The organism is Xenorhabdus griffiniae, from assembly GCF_037265215.1.
GTDB classification, from domain to species: domain Bacteria; phylum Pseudomonadota; class Gammaproteobacteria; order Enterobacterales; family Enterobacteriaceae; genus Xenorhabdus; species Xenorhabdus griffiniae.
Map to the genome: position 1 here is coordinate 3,856,890 of NZ_CP147737.1, position 19,633 is coordinate 3,876,522.

Below are 19,633 nucleotides of genomic sequence, written 5' to 3' on the forward strand. Positions count from 1 at the left end.
TGGCAAGGTTTATACCTATACCCAACAAATTTCAAGTTGCCGCAGGCAAAGCAGCAACTTGGAAGATGAAGGGAATAAGAGCCTCAATATAGTAGTACGCAGTAACTTGATAAGACAGGTTATAAATCAGTATTCAATAGGGGTGAAAATATGTCAGTAAAATTGAAATCTATTGCAGCAATCAGTGCATTATTAGGTACATTAATTCTTGCGGGTTGCGGACAGGAACAACGTGATCCAAACCATATCAAGGTTGGCGTTATTGCAGGACCTGAACTTAAAGTTGCTGAAGTGGCTAAACAAGTGGCTAAAGATAAATATGGCCTTGATGTCGAACTGACAACATTCAATGATTACGTTCTGCCAAATGAATCATTGAGCAAGGGCGATATTGATGTGAATGTTTTCCAGCATAAGCCTTTTTTAGATCAGCAAGTGAAAGAACGTAACTATAAATTAGCAATTGTTGGTAACTCTTTCATTTTCCCAATGGCGGCATACTCTAAAAAAATTAAGTCACTGGATGAACTGCAAGAGGGTTCTCAAATTGCCATCCCTAACGATCCGACGAACCAAGGCCGCGCTCTGCTGTTATTACAAAAACAAGGTCTTATCACTCTGAAAGAGGGTGTCGGGCTGCTGCCAACTATTTTGGACATCACCAGCAATCCTAAGCACCTGGATATTGTACAGTTGGAAGGTCCACAATTGCCACGCTCACTGGACGACCAAAAGATTGTTTTCGCTATTATCAATAACACTTATGCAGGGCAAATTGGTTTAACACCAGAGCAAGATGGCATCTTTGTTGAAGATAAAGATTCACCTTACGTAAATCTCATTGTCAGTCGCGAAGACAATAAGGACGCTGAGAACGTGCAAAAATTTGTAAAAGCGTACCAATCTCCAGAAGTAGCAAAAGAAGCCAATGAAGCCTTCAAGGGTGGAGCAATAAAAGGCTGGTAACCTTTCCTATTCAGTTAATCAAGATTAAAATCATTGGGTGGATATTTTTATATCCACCCATTTTTAATTTTAATGAGGATCCAACTCGATGCGTGTGTTACCTGTCTGTTTCATGGCGCTCTTTATCGCTGGGTGTACTTCACCGTCAACCCAGTTTAATAAATCTGGTATGTCAGATCCGAAGTTGAAACATCAGTCAGTCAAAAAAAGCAAGGCACCCTCTTATGTCCGTCTTTATACCAAGCCGGATGAGCTTTTAGGTGTTACATTTAAAGAGTTAGGTATTGTAGCCGGAGAATCCTGCCGTAATACGTTGCAAGACTCTCCCGCCAGTATTGCAACCGCACGACAAAATATGCTGACAAGGGCATCTTATCTAAACGCAAATGCAGTTTTACTTCATCAATGTGCAATTTTACCGGGTCAGGGTTGTTACCAAATTGCCATCTGTGAAGGCACTGCCTTACTGACAACCAATAAATAATTGTGATTAATAAAAAGCGCTTATGGCAGATTTTCAGTTTACACAAATAGGGACCATTCATTCTCCTTACAAAGAGAAATTTGCCATTCCCCGCCAGCCGGGTTTGGTCGAAGATGGTACAGGGCAGCTAGAGTTACTTGCGCCTTACAATCAGGTTGATGCAGTACGCGGGTTGGAGCAGTTCAGTCATTTGTGGATTATTTTTGTCTTCCATCAAACCATGGCGAGTGGCTGGAATCCATTAGTACGCCCACCCCGTTTAGGCGGAAATGCCAAAATGGGTGTTTTTGCCACCCGTTCCACCTTCCGCCCCAACCCAATTGGCATGTCACTGGTGGAATTGAGAGATATTCAGTGCAAAAACAACCGCGTCATTCTGGAACTGGGTAGTTTGGATTTGGTGGATGGGACACCGGTTATCGACATCAAGCCCTACCTGCCTTTTGCCGAATCGCGACCAGAAGCCAAGGCGGGTTTTGCCCAGGCAGCACCAGAGGCAGATATGACAGTGAATTTCTCACCAGAGGCGGAATACCAACTTTTATCCCACAAAGCCCATTATCCTCATTTGAAGCGCTTTATCAGCCAAGTGTTAGCGCAAGATCCTCGTCCTGCCTACCGTAAAAACACGCAGGAAGACCGCATATACGCTGTTCATCTCTTGGATTTTAACGTCCGCTGGCGCGTTTTTAATGCCATAACAGAAGTGGTTTCTATCGAACACCGCTAAAACTCCTTTTGACATCGCAAGCTCACTGGTAGACTAGCGATTTGTCTTTATTTTTCGCTATCCAATGGAAACTTACTATGCGTACTAGCCAATATCTGCTCTCTACGTTAAAAGAGACACCTGCTGATGCAGAAGTCGTCAGTCATAAACTGATGCTTCGTGCTGGAATGATCCGTAAACTCGCTTCAGGGCTGTACAACTGGATGCCGACAGGTGTCCGCACGTTGAGAAAAGTTGAAAACATTGTTCGCGAAGAGATGAACAATGCAGGAGCGGTTGAAGTTTCCATGCCAGTAGTTCAGCCAGCAGATTTGTGGCAGGAAAGTGGCCGTTGGGAACAATATGGCCCAGAATTACTGCGTTTTGTTGATCGCGGTGAACGCCCTTTCGTTTTGGGACCAACCCATGAAGAAGTTATCACTGATCTGGTTCGTAACGAAGTCACTTCCTATAAGCAGCTTCCACTGAACCTGTTCCAGATCCAGACCAAATTCCGTGATGAAGTTCGTCCACGTTTTGGTGTTATGCGTTCACGTGAATTTATCATGAAAGATGCATACTCTTTCCACACCAGCCAAGAGTCCCTGCAAGAAACTTACGATAAGATGTACGATGCCTACAGCAAGATCTTTACCCGCATCGGCTTAGATTTCCGTGCAGTTCTGGCTGATACAGGTTCAATCGGTGGCAGTGCTTCCCATGAATTCCAGGTTCTGGCAGACAGTGGTGAAGATGATATCGTTTTCTCTACCGAGTCTAACTATGCAGCTAATATTGAATTGGCTGAAGCAGTGATGCCCTCTCAAGAGCGTGCGGCTCCGTCTGAAGAAATGCGCCTGGTTGATACACCAAACGCCAAAACGATTGCTGAACTGGTAGAGCAATTTAATCTGCCAATTGAAAAAACCGTTAAGACACTGCTCGTTCATGCTACAGAAGAAAGCGGGCATAAATTAGTTGCCTTGCTGGTACGCGGTGATCATGAGCTGAATGAGATCAAGGCAGAAAAACTGTCTTTGGTCGCCAGCCCACTGACTTTCGCGACCGAAGAAGAAATCCGCGCCATCGTGAAAGCCGGTCCAGGCTCTTTAGGACCAGTCAACCTGCCGATGCCTGTCATTATTGACCGCAGCGTATCTGTCATGAGTGATTTTGGTGCTGGCGCCAATATTGATGACAAACACTATTTCGGCATTAACTGGGAGCGTGATTTAGCATTACCAGAAGTGGCTGATATCCGTAATGTCGTTGAAGGTGACACCAGCCCAGACGGTAAAGGAACGCTGTTAATCAAGCGTGGTATTGAAGTTGGTCACATCTTCCAATTAGGCACCAAATACTCTGACGCTTTGAAAGCCACTGTACAAAATGAAGATGGGCACAATCAAGTTATCACTATGGGATGCTATGGGATTGGTATCACCCGTATCGTTGCAGCAGCCATTGAACAGAACCACGATGATCGCGGCATTATCTGGCCAGATGCTATTGCCCCATTCCAGGTAGCCATCCTGCCAATGAACATGCACAAATCTTACCGCGTGAAAGAAGTCGCTGAAAAATTATATGCCGACTTACGTGCCAACGGCATTGATGTCATTTTCGATGATCGTAAAGAACGCCCTGGTGTTATGTTTGCGGATATGGAACTGATCGGTGTACCACATACTCTGGTTATCGGTGATCGTAATTTAGATAACGGTGAGATCGAATATAAATACCGCCGTACTGGTGATAAGCAGATGCTGAAACTGGAAAATATCGTTGATTACCTGAAAGGCCATATTCAACCAGCTTAATTTTGTTTGTCAGCTTTAATTAAGAGAACCTGCGTATTCATTACGCAGGTTTTTCAAAAGATTATGCGTCGCTGTTATACGTTATTTCTTAGTATGGCAGGAAGAAGCCTTATCAAAACGAATTTTACCTGTTTGGACCACGGCATTATCAAACAAACCATCTTCCATTGAAGGGCGAACCGTATAATAGCCCTCTATTTCTACATAAACAGGGGTTCCACCTTCGACTCCCGTGGCGCTATAGCCACGTTCTAAATCGATATTTTCCGCCGCATCATAACGCCTTCCTGTACCACATTCCGTAAAGAGCGCGGAATCAGCAAAATAGCTGTACTCTCCGGCCAGTTTTTTCGGTTTGACTTTATCTAATTCATAATTGAAGCTTGATTGAATTGGCTCGCCGTCGATATCCAGCATAACCAGGTTTTCGCCTTTCATCTGATAATAAGATTTTTGGCCATCTTGCTGACTTAAGACAATCTTTTTACCATCCATCACCCAATGACCGGTTTCAAAGAATGTATTTTCCCCGTGTTTAGCTTCCAGATAGGTTCGCCCCAATATATATGTCCCATCTTTAGCAAGTTGTAAGGTGGTTTCGATACCTGCACAATCCGCACAAGGTACAACACCACTAAACACGTTTTCGGTTGGCGGAGACTTTTCCTCAGATACAGGGCTATCCTGGGTTACGGAGGTATTCTGGCATCCTGTAGCGGTGAATACACCAGCAACCAACAATGCAAGCAATATTTTTTTATTCATCATTTGATCCAATAAATTCAAAAAGATAATTACTGACTTCCAAGCAAAGCATAAACTTTACCTAATAAAATTGACATTACTCTACTGGGTTCCAAAATGCACGGAGAGAGCAATCGAATAGCATGACTTTATTTTATTGCATAATGGTAAGATACCGGTTTTATCTGCTTTTTGTTTACACGAAAGTCTCACCGACTTATTCGTAATAACGGGAAGCTTACTGTGCTATAGTCGTAAGTAGCATTTTGCATTTGATTTTGGTCAATCACGGGCGGCACGATAACCGCCACTAACATAGTGGTGAGCAAATATGTCTATAGATAACGAAGAATATCAACCAATTAACTGTGATGATTACGATAATCTTGAGCTAGCATGCCAACGCCAGCTATATTTGCATCTCCAATTGCGAGATGGTGAAACACTTGAAGGAAAAGCTAATAAGCTGATTTTAAGAAAAAAAATTGAATATCTTCTCGTCGATTCAAATGAAGGAACCCGTGAATTAAGGTTAGATTACATTATTAGTTTCAGCAATCCAGAAATTGGAACGATTGTTATCGAGCATTCTTAAATCTGATCGCGAATAACGATTAGCACCTTTTGCCAAAAGTCCTTATCTTAATAAGGACTTTTTATGTAAAAAAATCTATAAATCAATGAGTAATCCGCTATAGCCCACGCTATGTCACTCACCCTGCCATTAAATATGGTGGGTAATTTTCTTCCACTGAACTGAAATTCCTTCGTCATCAGGCAAATTCTGCCCTTCTTTAGTGATAAAAACCCCCAACGCGGCTATCAGTTTTTCGTTGTAATAGAGCAAAGGTGTTCTCTCTCTGAGCCAAGGCGCAACCCCAAATTCTTGCCACAGTTTTTTACTGTGGCGGGAATGTTGTCGTCCCACAATACTAATATTCCCCTGAACACCAAAACGAATTGTCACTTGCTCATTAGCGGTTGTCTTTCTCACTGTCATGCCATTTTCTTTAGCGCAGAGCAGCATTCCCAACCCATCTGGTAACGTCAATGCCTGCTGTAAATCCCACGCAAGAATAGTTCCCGCCAGATTTTGATATTGCGGAAGTAGCCAAAGTTGCTGCCGATAACGACGAATGTCATAGGATCCTAACCTAAAACGCGGTTCTGCATCTTGCCTGGCAAGTGCCACTTCTGACCAAATGCGTTGAAGCTGCTCTCGTGCCGGCATTTTTACCCCACACTGACTGAGCCATCGCCGCAACAATGCATTTCGTTTTGCTTCAGAACTGCTTTCCAAAGGAGGAATGGATATCGCACCTTCCGCAGTAATCAATGAATCCAAAGATTCTTGCAGCAATTCATCCAGTAATTGTTCTTGCTCACCACACAAACTGGCACTACGGGAAACTGCCTGGGGGAAATGAGGCCAACGCTGATTGAGTAATGGCATGATATTCAGACGCAGGAAATTACGGTCATAACGATCATCTTGATTACTGTCATCCTCTACCCATTGTAATTTTTGTGTCTGTGCATATTCTTCCAATTCTGCACGGCTTACATTTAGCAATGGACGAATTAATGTCGTTCCTGCAAATGGCATTCTGGCAGGCATGGAAGATAATCCTGCCGGACCACTGCCCCGTTTCAATGCTAATAAGAACGTTTCTGCCTGATCATCAAGATGTTGTGCTGTAATTAAAATTTCATCCTGCTGTAACTCACGTTGGAAAGCGTGATAACGCGCATTGCGAGCCGCAGCTTCAATCCCATTCTGGCGAGTATCAAGTTGGACTTTTTCGGTTCGGAAATCCACCTGCCAATCGGCACAAACTTGGCGACAATGTTCGACCCATAAATCCGCCTTTAAGTTTAAGCCATGGTGAATATGGATTGCCCTTAACGCCATTGGTTCGCTACTCCATTGATGAGATTGGGTTCGCAAACGAACAAGCAGATGCAACAATACGCTGGAGTCCAATCCACCGCTAAATCCAACCAAAATCTTTTTATGCTGGCCAATTTGGTCTGCCAACGTCATAAGCAAAAGATCATGCATATTTGCCATTATGGAACCAAACCTTTCTTCATTTTCCTGCTCAATCCTCAATCAGATCATCCATCAATTCATTTTGTTTGGCATTTTTTCTCTTAGCACTGATGCAGAGTAATCCAGAAATGATAACCAGAGCTAACCCAATCACATAGGCAGGGACAAACGCATCACCAAAAAATAAAATAATCCACATCATCGACAAGACAGGGGATAAAAATAAAATTGAGGCAACCTTATGGGAATCAGGGCCATTCATAGCCTTAAACCAAATAATATAAGAGATTCCATTCAGTATGATGCCGTTAAGTAATGTTGGCATCAGTGAATCACCGACAGGCAAGTTAATTCGGCTAAAAGCAAACATAAATACCGCGGAAACTAAGGTAGAACAGAGGAATACCCAGAATGTACTAATATAGGGATCAATAGCATACTGCCTCGATAATACTGACATTAATGCAAAACAAAACGATCCGCTAAATACCAGCAACAATGCCTGCGGATGTTCCACCGCAATCTCGGTGATATTTCCTTTCGTGAAAGTGATCACAACAGCCATAAAGCCCATTGCAATGCCAATCATCTGCTTGATCGTCAATGTTTCTTTAAACAAGAAAAATGACAATCCAATAATCATTAACGGCCAGCTATATTGGATCACCAAAACAGCAACACCATTTTCAATGGAATAACCATAGTAAAGCAGTAAATAAAAGAAACAATCCAAAGCACCTAAGATCAATACCTTAAGCATAACGGGCAAAGGGATAAATAAAAGCGTCTTCCAACTTCTGCCCATCATGAGGGCAACGATAAATACGGCCAAAACAGACAAAATATTTGACCAGAATAAGTATTGGAAGTGATCCATCTCTTTCTGACCAAAACGTGATATAGAAGGAATAAAACTCCAGATAAACACACAAGAAAACGCATAAATAATATATTTATATTTGGCCATAGAAAAACTCAACTTATTATTTTAAAGCCCAGCCTACGAGGCGCCTATTCCATCCCAATGCCATCAGGCATGATAATATTAGATTATATATGCGTTACCTTTTAAGTTGCTCATTATAAGACAACATAACTCATTGTTTCTCCCCGCTACGCGGGGAGAAATCACACGCATCTTGAAGTTAGATTGGTATATTAGCGAGTAAAAAACTTTAGACCTTAGCAATAACCGTACTGCATTAAGTGCTCATAACGGCGGTTAACTAATTCTTCACTGTCCAGTTCGCTCAACTCAGAAAGATCAGCTAACAATTGGGCTTTCAATGTTTCAGCGATTTCTTCATAGTTACGGTGCGCACCACCCAATGGCTCAGGAATCACAGTATCAATCAGATTCAGTTCTTTCAAACGTGGAGCCGTATTCCCCATGGCTTCCGCCGCCAATGGTGCTTTTTCAGCGCTTTTCCACAAAATGGATGCACAACCTTCAGGAGAGATGGTAGAGAAGGTGCTGTATTGCAACATGTTGATTTTATCACCAACACTAAGCGCCAATGCGCCACCAGAGCCACCTTCGCCAATCACGGTGCAGATGATAGGAACAGAAAGATGGGACATTTCACGCAGGTTACGGGCAATGGCTTCTGACTGACCACGCTCTTCTGCACCGACCCCAGGATAGGCACCAGGTGTATCAATGAAAGTAATAATTGGCAATTTGAAACGCTCTGCCATCTCCATTAATCTCAACGCCTTGCGATAACCTTCCGGTGATGGCATACCAAAATTACGGCGGATCTTCTCTTTGGTTTCACGCCCTTTCTGGTGGCCTATTACCATGACAGGACGGCCATCAATACGCGCTAATCCGCCCACAATGGCCTTATCATCCGCATAGGCACGATCGCCCGCCAGCTCTTCAAAATCAGTAAAGATGCGCTGAATATAATCCAGTGTATAAGGGCGCAGTGGATGACGTGACAGCTGGGAAATTTGCCATGCCCCTAAATCAGCGAAAATTTTGCGAGTCAGCTCCAGGCTTTTTTCCCGCAAACGCTGGATTTCTTCATCCAGATTGATATCTAGCTTTTCATCTTGACGGCTAACTGCGGTAAGCGAATCAATTTTCGCTTCCAGCTCGGCAATCGGCTGTTCAAAATCCAGAAAATTCAGACTCATAATGTTCCTATTCTAGTCAAATTCTAATTCTACCTGCTCATTACCCAGCAGAGTTCGCAGATCTGTCAAAAGGGTGTCTGTTGGCGTTACCCGCCATGTCGCCCCGAATCGTAAACGGGCGCGGGCATCCACCCGCTGGTAATAAAGATGAACCGGTATCGTACCTGAACGGTGTGGTTCCAATACCCCACGAAGACGGCTCAATAATTGTTCATCAATTTGCCTGTCCGATAACGAGATAGCAAGCCCACGTGCAAATTTTTCACGTGCCTCACTGATATCCATTAATTCACGAACGGTCATTTTAAGCCCACCGCTGAAGTCATCAAAGCTGACTTGTCCGGTGGCAATCAAAATCTTGTCTTGCTCTAATAAATGCTGATACCTTTCCAATGCATCAGAAAATAGCATGATCTCCAGACGTCCTGAACGATCATCCAATGTACTGATACCAATCCGGTTTCCCCGTTTGGTCGTCACTATTTTGGAAACTAATACCAAACCTACCACAGTTGTTACTTGGCCACGGGATGTCGGGTTCACATCTTTTAGACGTAATCCATTGGTATATCGTTCAATCTCTTTCAAATAACCTGTAATTGGGTGTCCCGTTAAGTACAGTCCCAGCGTTTCCCGCTCACCATCCAATACCACCTGATCTGGCCATTTTGGGGTACTGGCATAGGAACGCTCAACTTGTTCTGGTTCTTCAGCCAACACGCCAAACATATCGGTTTGCCCCGTGGCTTCGGCTTTGGCATGTTGATCCGCTGCTTTCAGTGCCCCTTCCAAGGAAGACATCAATGCCGCACGATGTGGTCCCAACCGATCAAACGCACCGGACATGATCAGTTTTTCCATCACCCGACGGTTTATTTTTTTGGTATCAACACGTGCGCACAGGTCAAATAGCTCTTTGAAATGTCCTTCTTTCTGTCGGGCTTCGAGCATCGCTTCGATCGGTCCTTCACCTACACCTTTAATCGCACCAATGCCGTAAACAATTTCTCCATCATCATTGACATGGAAATGATACAAACCGCTGTTAATATCAGGAGGAAGAACTTTCAACCCCATACGCCAGCACTCGTCCACCAGCCCAACGACTTTTTCGGTGTTATCCATATCTGCTGTCATCACGGCAGCCATAAATTCTGCCGGATAGTGCGCTTTCAACCACAACGTTTGGTAAGAAACCAGTGCATAAGCTGCGGAGTGAGATTTGTTAAAGCCATAACCCGCGAATTTCTCCACCAAATCGAAGATTTTCATCGCGAGCGTACCATCAACGCCCTGTTTTACCGCTCCCTCTTCAAATACCGACCGCTGTTTAGCCATCTCCTCTGGTTTTTTCTTGCCCATTGCACGGCGCAACATATCTGCGCCGCCCAAGGTATAACCGGCCAAAACCTGTGCAATCTGCATCACCTGTTCCTGATACAGAATGATACCGTAAGTTGGTTCCAGTACAGGTTTTAAGGATTCGTGCTGCCATTCAACATCAGGATAGGATAGCTCTTCCCGACCATGTTTACGGTCGATAAAGTTATCTACCATGCCTGATTGCAACGGCCCGGGACGGAACAGTGCCACCAATGCGATCATGTCTTCAAAACAGTCAGGGCGCAGGCGTTTGATTAAGTCCTTCATTCCGCGCGATTCAAGCTGGAACACGGCCGTGGTTTCAGAACGTTGCAGCATATCGAAACTTTTCTGATCATCCAGCGGAATAGCTGCGATATCAATCGGCTCCAGCCCTTTCCTGGCACGACGAACATTCACCATCTCAAGTGCCCAGTTGATGATGGTCAGGGTTCTCAAGCCCAGGAAGTCAAACTTAACCAGGCCTGCGTATTCCACATCGTTTTTGTCAAACTGGGTAACCGGGTTTTGCCCTTCTGGATCACAGTAAATCGGCGCAAAATCAGTAATTTTAGTTGGTGCAATAACAACACCACCGGCATGTTTACCTGCGTTACGAGTGACACCTTCCAGTTTGCGCGCCATGTCTATCAGCGCTTTAACCTCTTCATCCGCTTCGTAAATTTCAGGTAGCTGTGGCTCGGCGGCAAACGCTTTTTCCAGCGTCATCCCCGGATCAGAAGGCACCAGTTTCGAGATTCGATCCACAAATCCATAAGGGTGTCCAAGTACACGCCCAACATCGCGGATAACCGCTTTCGCCGCCATCGTACCAAAAGTGATGATCTGCGATACCGCATCTCGTCCGTACATATCTGCGACGTGATCGATAACCTGATCGCGTTTTTCCATACAGAAATCGATGTCAAAATCTGGCATGGAAATACGTTCAGGGTTGAGGAAACGTTCAAACAGCAGATCGAATTCCAGCGGATCGAGGTCGGTAATTTTCAACGCATAAGCCACAAGGGAGCCGGCACCAGAACCTCGCCCTGGTCCAACGGGAACACCGTTGTCTTTCGACCACTGGATAAATTCCATTACGATCAGGAAGTAACCTGGGAATCCCATTTGGTTGATAACGTTCAGTTCAATAGCCAAACGTTCATCATATTCTGGCCGTTTTTGCGCCCTGACTTCCGGATCGGGGTAGAGAAATTCCAGACGCTCTTCCAACCCTTGCCTGGATTTTTCAATGAGGAAATCTTCAGTGCTCATTTCTCCCGTCGGAAATTGCGGCAGGAAATACTCACCAAGACGGATCGTGACATTACAGCGTTTAGCAATTTCTACGCTATTTTGTAGCGCTTCAGGAATGTCTGAGAAAAGCTCACACATCTCCTGTTCACTGCGTAGATATTGCTGAGGGCTGTAATTTTTAGGACGTTTCGGATCAGACAGCGTATACCCATCGTGGATAGCAACCCGAATCTCGTGGGCTTCAAAGTCTTCGCTTTCAAGAAAACAAACGTCATTGGTTGCCACAACAGGAAGATTTTTTTCTGACGCTAGTGCCACAGCCGCATGAAGATAGTTTTCTTCATCCTGACGTCCGGTACGGATCAACTCAAGGTAATAGCTGTCAGGAAAATGTTCCTGATAAAAATCGAGGCATTGCTCCGCCATCGCACGATTGCCACGCAGCAGGAATTTACCCACATCCCCCATGCGCCCACCCGATAGCAGAATCAACCCTGTTTTGTATTTCACCAGCCATTCCCGCTGGATAGTCGGGCCAATCGCGCCATAACCTTTTTGGTACGCTTGAGAGATCAGCAAAGTCAGATTTTTGTAACCTTCATTATCGCGGGCAAGGATCGTCAGGTGAGCATATTCATCTCCCAACAAATCACTTTCCACATAAAAATCTGCACCAATAATTGGCTTGATGCCGGCACCGTGGGCGCTGCCATAGAATTTCACCAATCCACATAAGTTGGTAAAATCCGTGATCGCAAAAGCTGGCATTCCCAATTTGGCGATTTTTTTCACCAATGGGCCGATCTTAGCCAAGCCATCAATCATTGAATAATCACTGTGAACACGTAAGTGTATAAAACGTGGTTCTGTCATAATCTGCCCAGATTTTATCTAAGACCTAGCGCTCGTTTAACAGGCGCAAAACTCTTACGATGATGCTCCGTAGCGCCCAAAGAAGCCAATTTTTCCAGATGCAGGGCGGTTGGATAACCTTTATGTTTTGCAAAACCGTAACCAGGGAACTGCTTATCCAGCGCTGCCATTTCCCTGTCACGTGTTACTTTGGCAAGAATAGAGGCGGCGCTAATTTCTGCAACCAAGCTATCGCCCTTCACGATGGCTTGAGCTGGCATGGCTAATGCCGGACAGCGATTGCCATCAATCAGAACATAATCCGGTATGAGTACCAACCCCTCAACGGCTCTTTGCATAGCCAGCATGGTGGCGTGGAGGATATTAAGCTGATCGATCTCTTCCGGCTCTGCGCGGCCAAGGCTCCAACATAAGGCCTTTTCTTTTATTTCCCAATACAGTGCTTCACGGCGTTTTTCCGTCAGTTTTTTCGAATCCATCAAGCCTGCAATGGGCTTAGCCGGATCAAGAATAACCGCCGCAGTTACTACAGCACCTACTAATGGGCCACGCCCAACTTCATCAACACCGGCAATCAAATTCGCCTGTGGATAAACAAAATCCATTATCTTCTCGCTAATTCCAGAACGGCTTGCGCAGCCTGTTCATCGGCATCACAGCGAATGCTTTCATGCAAATGCAAGAAGGTTTGTTTCAACGCTTCCACATCTGCACCACCTTGCACAAGAGGTAACAATGCCTCTGACAACGCGTGTGGTTCGCATTCATCCTGTAGTAATTCTTTGACTAATTGTTTGCCTGCCAACAAATTAGGCAAGGAAACATACGGCGTCTTCACTAGACGTTGTGCCAGCCAGAATGTAAAAGGTTTCATTCTATAGCCCACCACCATTGGGCATTTGGCTAGCATACATTCCAGTGCTGCCGTACCGGATGCAAGTAAAGTCGCGTCACTGGCAATCATGGCTTCACGCGCCTTACCATCCAATAAATGGAGCAACAAATCCGGTGCTATCTCATTTTTAATGCGCTGAAACTGCTCACGCCGTTTGGCATTAACTAAAGGAACCAATACATGCAAATCGGGAAATTTCTCCCGCAATAATTGCGCAGTTTTTAAGAAGTCAGCACTGAGCATCTCTACTTCAGCATGACGACTGCCAGGCAATATCGCCAAACAGTGCGCAGCCAATGGAATACCCAGAATTTCTCTGGCGGCGGCTTTATCAGGTTGCAAAGGCATCGCATCTGCCATTGTGTGCCCAATAAATCGACATGGAACGTTAAATCGATCGTAGAAGGCTTTTTCAAAAGGTAAAAACGCCAATACTAAATCCGTTGACCGACCAATTTTAAACACACGTTTCTGACGCCATGCCCATACCGATGGGCTAACGTAATGGATCGTTTTAATTCCCTGCTGTTTAAGCCTGCCTTCCAAAGTAAGGTTAAAGTCAGGCGCATCAATGCCAATAAACACATCAGGCCGCAACGCGGTAAAACGTGCGGTTAAGTCTTTACGTATTTTCAGCAACCGGGGTAAACGTCCCAGAACTTCAACGATCCCCATCACGGCCAGCTCTTCCATCTCATACCAGGCTTCACAACCTTCTGCCTGCATAAGAGGGCCAGCAACACCCACAAAGTGGGCGTGCGGAATTTTTGCTTTCAATGCACGAATCAGCCCTGCCCCAAGAATATCACCGGAAGTTTCTCCGGCGACCAAACCAATTATCAGTGGGCGCTGATTATCAACAGAAGAAAAGGTAGTCAAAGGAGTATCCTTCATCTACTTATTAACGAATGATGCCACGGCTGGATTTTGCGGAATGTTCCAGAAAATCACTGAATACTTTCACATGCGGATTGTTTTCCGCCTGAAGATCAATCTCTTGTCTGGCTTCTTCCAATGTTTTTCCGCTGCGATAAAGCGTCTTATAGGCATGACGAATTGCGTGCAGAGATTCTTTGTCAAACCCACGGCGTTTCAGACCTTCGATATTCAACCCGAAAGGAGTTGCATGGTTTCCCTGTGCAATGATGTAAGGAGGAATATCCTGAGCAACGCCGGAACAACCACCAACCATCACGTGGGAACCAATTTGACAGAATTGATGCACGGCCGTCATTCCACCAATAATGACGTAATCGCCCAGAATAACATGTCCGCCCAATGTCCCATTGTTCGCGATGATACAACGATCACCAATGATACAGTCATGGGCGATATGGGCGTTGATCATCAACAGATTGTCACTGCCAACTTTAGTCACGCCTCCACCCTGCACAGTGCCTCTGTGGATAGAAACACTTTCACGGATGCGGTTACGGTCACCAATTTCAACACGGGTTGGTTCACCCTGATATTTGAGATCCTGATTGACTTCACCGATAGAAGCAAACTGATAAATCTGGTTATCACGACCAATCTTAGTTATCCCATTAACCACAACATGGGATTTCAATTCAGTCCCTTCACCAATCTCAACTTGGGCACCGATATAACAAAATGGGCCAATGCGAACATTGGCACCAATAACAGCACCCTCTTCAATAATGGAAGAGGGATGGATAACAGCGGTTTGATCAATCATGGATTAAGCCTCACGACGGCGAGCACACATCATTTCAGCTTCGCAAGCCACTTCTCCATCGACTTTCGCTACGCCCCTGAAACGCGCAACACCGCGACGTTCTTTAATAAATTCTACTTCCATGACCATTTGATCACCTGGCAGAACCGGACGCTTGAAACGCGCGCCATCAATCGCTGCAAAGTAATACAATTCTCCCGGTTCCAGTGATCCCATACTTTTGAACGCCAGAATGCCGGTAGCCTGGGCCATTGCTTCAAGGATCAAAACACCAGGAAAAATCGGTTTACCAGGGAAATGTCCCTGAAAGAATGGTTCATTAAATGATACATTCTTGACTGCGCGCAGAAATTTACCTTCCTCAAAATCTAAGACACGATCTACCAACAAAAATGGGTAGCGGTGAGGCAGTAAATCTAAAATTTCTTCAATTTGCAGAGTATGATTATCACTCATCTAAATACTCTTCCTGTCATATAAGAATCATAATATTAACGACACGGCCTGCGTTAACTCCAAATTCAGAGTTATCAGGCAGGCCGCAAAAATCAAAAGCACAACCAAAAATGCTAATTAAAAACGTTTAATCAAAAATGTCTATCCAAAATGCGGGTATGATTACTCGTTTTCACCTTCCAGTTGGCGTTCAACTGACTTCAAGCGCTTATTCATCTCATTAATGTTCATGATTAAGGCGGCAGTCTTACGCCAAACTTTGTTCGGTTGTAACGGGAATCCTGACGAGTATACGCCAGGTTCTGTAATTGGACGTATCACCATGCTCATGCCCGTCACGGTCACTTTATCACAGATTTCCATGTGCCCATTGATGACACTGGCTCCACCAATCATACAGTAACGGCCAATTTTCAAACTACCCGCCATAATGACGCCACCCGCTACTGCGGTGTTGTCTCCAATCGTCACGTTGTGGGCAATCTGACATTGATTGTCTATGATAACACCATTACCGATGACAGTGTTATCCAATGCGCCACGATCAATTGTCGTGCAAGCGCCGATTTCAACGCGATCTCCGATGATCACTGTACCTAACTGCGGAATTTTAACCCAATTTCCACGATCATTAGCATAGCCAAAACCATCAGAACCGATGACAGCTCCCGACTGGATCAAACACGACTCACCAATTTCAACATTATGGTATATCGATACATTGGCCCAAAGACGGGTTCCTGCGCCAATCCGCGCATTTTTTCCAATAAAACAACCTGCACCAACGATAACATTATCACCAAGCATAACGCCGGATTCGATAACCGCATTTGCACCAACCGCCACATTTTTACCCAGTACCGCCTCAGAGGAGATAGCGGCTGATGAGTGGATATCCTGTGCAGGTTTCGGTGTCGTATCCATAATTTGCGCCATGCGTGCATAGGCAAGGTAAGGATCATTAACCACCAACGCGGCAACCTTACAGTGAGGGAGGTCTGCTTCACGTAGCACAACAGCCGCAGCCTGACAGGTAACAAGTTTGTCAGTATAACGACTGTCGGATAAAAATGTAATTTGCTCGTTATTTGCTGAATACATCGGCGCAATACCGGTGATGACGATGTCGCCATCACCGTGCAATTGCGCATTCAACTGCTGAGCAAGATCAGCCAATCGAATTGAAACCATCTACTTACTTAACCTGTTTCAGTACTTCTGCAGTGATATCTTTACCAGAGGTAGAATACACCACGGTATTCGCATCCAGAACCAGATCATAACCTTCTTTGCCTGCAACCACTTTAACTGCATCTTGAATACGGTTCAGAATCTTACCGCGTTCTTCCATATTACGACGGCGGTTGTCGTTTTCAAAACTTTGCGCTTTCTGAGCAAAGTCATCACGTTTCGCCATCACTTCTTTTTCTAATTTTTCGCGTTCACTGGCCTTCATGGTTGAGCCATCACGCTGTAATTTTTGGATTTTAGTTTGCAGCTCAGATTCCATATTCTGTAATTCGGTGGCTCGGCCTTTAAATTCGTTTTCCAGCTGTTTTGCCACCGCTTCACGGGCAGGTAGCTGTTGAAAAACTTCAGCAATGTTCACTAAAGCAATTTTATCTGCCGCCTGCGCACCCGCAGAAAACGCTAATGCGATCCCCAAGCCTGCTGCACACAATATTTTCTTCACTATAAACTCCTTTGACCTACGCTATTTTCTACCTATTAATAATAGGGCGATTTTTACCAAAAATAATTAATAATTACCAAACCCCGCCAATATCGAACTGGAACTGTTCTGCTCTATCACCTGCGTACTTCTTAATTGGCTGCGCATAAGAGAAGCTCAATGGCCCTAATGGTGACATCCATTGCAGAGCAATACCGGCTGAAACGCGGATATTATTTGGCTTGCTGTAGTCTGGCATCCCAGCGTAAGTCTTATCCCAGTTGGTATCCCACACCGTTCCCGCATCTACAAATAGCGACGTTCGCAGAGAGTTGGCATATTTCGCATCCAGGAACGGTGTCGGGGTAATTAGTTCGAAACTCGCAACCGCAGTCGCATTACCACCCACCGCATCGCGGGATGGGCTATTTTTCTCTGGAGTAGGATTACCTGCTTTATCCGTCGTCAAATAAATCGCTTTCGGACCAACAGTATTCGAGCGGAAACCACGAACATTTTTGGAACCACCGGCATAGAAGTTTTCATAGAATGGCATTTCCTTGCCACCAAAACCGCCGCCATATCCCAGACGTGTACGTCCCATCAGTACCCATGAACGATCATCATCCAGAGGGTAATAACCCGATAAGTTCCAAGTGACTTTATAGAACTGGTTATCTGAGCCAGGAGTTGTCACTTTCGTATCCAGAGAGGATTTCAAGCCAGATGTTGGGAAGAAACCACGGTCAAGGTTGTTGTAAACCCATCCTATGGTGACGGTAAAGTCATTGGAATCAAACTTCGCCTTATCTTCAAAATTTGGATGTTTACCCATTTTATTCCAATAACGCCACATCGCGCTCTGTGGTCGCATATTAGACAGAGAGTTATGGATATAACCCAGTCTAAACGACAAGCCATTATTTTCATTCAATGGGAAGCCGAGCGTTCCCTCAGTACCGTATGCTTTATTGGTATAATTTGACAGATCAGCATCATCGGCGCGGAAATCGTTATAGAACACACGCCCACCCAAACTGACACCATCGACAGTGAAATAAGGGTTAGTCATCGATAAATCGGCGGATGTTGAATAGTCATTTTTACTGGCGTTGATGCTCACGGAGTTCCCTGTTCCCAGCCAGTTGGCCTGTTGAAGACCAACCTGGAAACCCATGCCACTTTCTGTGCCGAAACTCACACCAAAGTTCATAGAACCTGTATTGCGCTCTTTGACTTTGTAAACCACATCAACCTGATCTGGACTACCTGGTACACGTTCCGTTTCTACATCAACAGAGTCAAAATAGCCTAATCGATTGAGGCGTTCTTTCCCCTGCTCAACCAAATCACTCCCCAACCAAGCGCCTTCCATCTGACGCATTTCACGACGTAATACAGAATCTTTACTCACGTCGTTGCCTGAAAAATAGATTTTACGCACGTAGAAGCGATTGCCAGCATCAACATTCACATGCAGTTTAACCGTCTTATCGGCGTCGTTGATTTCAGGTTGTGTCATGACGCGAGGATAAGCATAACCGTGACGACCAAGCAGATTTTTGATGGCGGTTTCCATCTTGGTCACTTCCGCACCGTTATACAGCGAGCCGGGTTCGATTTTGGTCAATTCTTCGATTTGGGACTGGTAACCCGCTAAATTACCATTCAAATCAACACCTGAGATTTTATACTGATCGCCTTCGGTGATATTGACAGTGACATAAATACCTTTCTTATCTGGCGTCAGGTTAACTTGAGTCGAGTCAATATTGAAACGCGCATAGCCTCGATCAAGATAGAAACTGCGCAAGGTTTCAAGGTCACCTGCCAATTTTTGTTTCTGGTATTTCTGGTCAGCCGTCAAGTTCCACCAGGGAACATCATCCCTCAGTTGGAACTGATTAAGCAGCTCATTGGTTGAGAAGGCTTTATTACCAACAATATTAATTTGTTGGATCTTGGCAGAAACCCCTTCAGAGAAAACGAGCTTCAAATCAACACGGTTGCGGGGCAGGGGCGTGACAACGGCTTTTACTGTCGCGTTGTATTTACCCACACTGTAATAGAAATCTTCCAGCCCCTTCTCAATATTGGACAGCATAGTGCGGTCAAGGGCTTCACCAACACGAACGCGAGATGCCTCCAGGTTTTGCCTGAGCATGTCATCCTTCACCGATTTATTACCGGTGAAAGTAATGCTAGCGATGGTTGGCCGTTCTTTTACCTGAACAACAAGTGAATTGCCATCACGTAAGACACGAACATCTTCAAAGTTTCCAGTTGCGAACAATGAATGAATTGTGCGGCTAATATCCTCATCACTAACCGTATCACCCACTCGAACTGGCATGTTCAGTAATGCTGCACCAACGGTGACGCGTTGAAGACCCTCAAAGTGAATGTCCCGAACCACGAATCCGTCTGAACTGTATGCAGTGGCGCTGCCGAACAGCAGCGACGCTATGAGCAACTTTTTCATCGCCATCGTTGTTATG

Annotated in this window: 17 protein-coding genes; 5 read left to right on the top strand and 12 right to left on the bottom strand. The window is 44.9% G+C overall.

Features of this window, described 5'->3' with window-relative positions; translation table 11 throughout:
* Positions 1–150: 150 nt before the first annotated feature.
* The 4 genes from WDV75_RS17245 (at position 151) to proS (ending at position 3,979) form a co-directional block, all read left to right on the top strand.
* Positions 151–966, top strand: a complete 816-nt coding sequence (locus WDV75_RS17245; RefSeq protein WP_273558546.1) for a MetQ/NlpA family lipoprotein — start codon at positions 151–153, stop codon at positions 964–966.
* 88 nt (positions 967–1,054) lie between these two features.
* Entirely contained in the window at positions 1,055–1,450 is a 396-nt protein-coding gene (gene rcsF, locus WDV75_RS17250; RefSeq protein ID WP_273558548.1) for an Rcs stress response system protein RcsF, read from the top strand.
* Between the two features lie 22 nt (positions 1,451–1,472).
* Positions 1,473–2,180 (top strand): tRNA (N6-threonylcarbamoyladenosine(37)-N6)-methyltransferase TrmO, encoded by a 708-nt coding sequence (tsaA, locus tag WDV75_RS17255; RefSeq protein ID WP_273558550.1) that lies wholly within the window; start codon positions 1,473–1,475, stop codon positions 2,178–2,180.
* A 77-nt stretch (positions 2,181–2,257) separates the two neighbouring features.
* Entirely contained in the window at positions 2,258–3,979 is a 1,722-nt protein-coding gene (proS, locus tag WDV75_RS17260; RefSeq protein WP_273558552.1) for a proline--tRNA ligase, read from the top strand.
* Between the two features lie 81 nt (positions 3,980–4,060).
* Here proS and nlpE read toward each other — a convergent pair whose 3' ends face one another.
* The gene (nlpE, locus tag WDV75_RS17265; RefSeq protein ID WP_273558554.1) at positions 4,061–4,744 is read right to left on the bottom strand and encodes an envelope stress response activation lipoprotein NlpE; all 684 of its coding nucleotides are present in this window, start codon (positions 4,742–4,744) and stop codon (positions 4,061–4,063) included.
* A 310-nt stretch (positions 4,745–5,054) separates the two neighbouring features.
* Here nlpE and rof point away from each other — a divergent pair, with 310 nt between their 5' ends.
* Positions 5,055–5,318, top strand: a complete 264-nt coding sequence (gene rof, locus WDV75_RS17270) for a Rho-binding antiterminator (RefSeq protein ID WP_189759685.1) — start codon at positions 5,055–5,057, stop codon at positions 5,316–5,318.
* 129 nt (positions 5,319–5,447) lie between these two features.
* Here the strand turns inward: rof and tilS are convergent, their stop codons facing one another.
* The 11 genes from tilS to bamA all read right to left on the bottom strand — a co-directional run bounded on the left by tilS (position 5,448) and on the right by bamA (position 19,623).
* Entirely contained in the window at positions 5,448–6,794 is a 1,347-nt protein-coding gene (gene tilS / locus WDV75_RS17275) for a tRNA lysidine(34) synthetase TilS (RefSeq protein WP_273558556.1), read from the bottom strand.
* A gap of 31 nt (positions 6,795–6,825) precedes the next feature.
* Positions 6,826–7,743 (bottom strand): DMT family transporter, encoded by a 918-nt coding sequence (locus WDV75_RS17280; RefSeq protein WP_273558558.1) that lies wholly within the window; start codon positions 7,741–7,743, stop codon positions 6,826–6,828.
* A 215-nt stretch (positions 7,744–7,958) separates the two neighbouring features.
* Positions 7,959–8,918: an acetyl-CoA carboxylase carboxyl transferase subunit alpha gene (accA, locus tag WDV75_RS17285; RefSeq protein ID WP_273558560.1), complete on the bottom strand. Its 960-nt coding sequence runs from the start codon at positions 8,916–8,918 to the stop codon at positions 7,959–7,961.
* Positions 8,919–8,930: 12 nt separating this feature from the next.
* Positions 8,931–12,413 (bottom strand): DNA polymerase III subunit alpha, encoded by a 3,483-nt coding sequence (gene dnaE, locus WDV75_RS17290; RefSeq protein WP_273558562.1) that lies wholly within the window; start codon positions 12,411–12,413, stop codon positions 8,931–8,933.
* A 14-nt stretch (positions 12,414–12,427) separates the two neighbouring features.
* Positions 12,428–13,021, bottom strand: a complete 594-nt coding sequence (gene rnhB / locus WDV75_RS17295; protein ID WP_273558680.1) for a ribonuclease HII — start codon at positions 13,019–13,021, stop codon at positions 12,428–12,430.
* Positions 13,018–14,202: a lipid-A-disaccharide synthase gene (gene lpxB / locus WDV75_RS17300; protein ID WP_273558564.1), complete on the bottom strand. Its 1,185-nt coding sequence runs from the start codon at positions 14,200–14,202 to the stop codon at positions 13,018–13,020. Before lpxB ends, rnhB begins: the two co-directional genes overlap by 4 nt.
* 7 nt (positions 14,203–14,209) lie before the next feature.
* Entirely contained in the window at positions 14,210–15,007 is a 798-nt protein-coding gene (lpxA, locus tag WDV75_RS17305) for an acyl-ACP--UDP-N-acetylglucosamine O-acyltransferase (RefSeq protein ID WP_189759679.1), read from the bottom strand.
* Positions 15,008–15,010: 3 nt separating this feature from the next.
* Positions 15,011–15,463 carry a 3-hydroxyacyl-ACP dehydratase FabZ gene (fabZ, locus tag WDV75_RS17310; protein ID WP_273558566.1) on the bottom strand — a complete coding sequence of 151 codons (453 nt, stop codon included), beginning with the start codon at positions 15,461–15,463 and terminating at the stop codon, positions 15,011–15,013.
* Between the two features lie 162 nt (positions 15,464–15,625).
* A complete protein-coding gene (gene lpxD / locus WDV75_RS17315; RefSeq protein ID WP_273558568.1) occupies positions 15,626–16,654 on the bottom strand; it encodes a UDP-3-O-(3-hydroxymyristoyl)glucosamine N-acyltransferase in 1,029 nt (342 codons plus the stop codon).
* A 4-nt stretch (positions 16,655–16,658) separates the two neighbouring features.
* Positions 16,659–17,156 carry a molecular chaperone Skp gene (gene skp, locus WDV75_RS17320; RefSeq protein WP_273558570.1) on the bottom strand — a complete coding sequence of 166 codons (498 nt, stop codon included), beginning with the start codon at positions 17,154–17,156 and terminating at the stop codon, positions 16,659–16,661.
* Between the two features lie 73 nt (positions 17,157–17,229).
* A complete protein-coding gene (gene bamA, locus WDV75_RS17325) occupies positions 17,230–19,623 on the bottom strand; it encodes an outer membrane protein assembly factor BamA (protein ID WP_273558681.1) in 2,394 nt (797 codons plus the stop codon).
* Positions 19,624–19,633 lie beyond the last annotated feature (10 nt).

Coding starts and splice junctions, on each gene's coding strand:
- lpxA (WP_189759679.1), bottom strand. CDS start 15,007: ATGATTGATCAAACCGCTGTTATCCATCCCTCTTCCATTATTGAAGAG.
- dnaE (WP_273558562.1), bottom strand. CDS start 12,413: ATGACAGAACCACGTTTTATACACTTACGTGTTCACAGTGATTATTCA.
- rof (WP_189759685.1), top strand. CDS start 5,055: ATGTCTATAGATAACGAAGAATATCAACCAATTAACTGTGATGATTAC.
- accA (WP_273558560.1), bottom strand. CDS start 8,918: ATGAGTCTGAATTTTCTGGATTTTGAACAGCCGATTGCCGAGCTGGAA.
- proS (WP_273558552.1), top strand. CDS start 2,258: ATGCGTACTAGCCAATATCTGCTCTCTACGTTAAAAGAGACACCTGCT.
- lpxD (WP_273558568.1), bottom strand. CDS start 16,654: ATGGTTTCAATTCGATTGGCTGATCTTGCTCAGCAGTTGAATGCGCAA.
- lpxB (WP_273558564.1), bottom strand. CDS start 14,202: ATGAAGGATACTCCTTTGACTACCTTTTCTTCTGTTGATAATCAGCGC.
- rcsF (WP_273558548.1), top strand. CDS start 1,055: ATGCGTGTGTTACCTGTCTGTTTCATGGCGCTCTTTATCGCTGGGTGT.
- tsaA (WP_273558550.1), top strand. CDS start 1,473: ATGGCAGATTTTCAGTTTACACAAATAGGGACCATTCATTCTCCTTAC.
- WDV75_RS17245 (WP_273558546.1), top strand. CDS start 151: ATGTCAGTAAAATTGAAATCTATTGCAGCAATCAGTGCATTATTAGGT.
- tilS (WP_273558556.1), bottom strand. CDS start 6,794: ATGGCAAATATGCATGATCTTTTGCTTATGACGTTGGCAGACCAAATT.
- bamA (WP_273558681.1), bottom strand. CDS start 19,623: ATGGCGATGAAAAAGTTGCTCATAGCGTCGCTGCTGTTCGGCAGCGCC.
- fabZ (WP_273558566.1), bottom strand. CDS start 15,463: ATGAGTGATAATCATACTCTGCAAATTGAAGAAATTTTAGATTTACTG.
- nlpE (WP_273558554.1), bottom strand. CDS start 4,744: ATGAATAAAAAAATATTGCTTGCATTGTTGGTTGCTGGTGTATTCACC.
- WDV75_RS17280 (WP_273558558.1), bottom strand. CDS start 7,743: ATGGCCAAATATAAATATATTATTTATGCGTTTTCTTGTGTGTTTATC.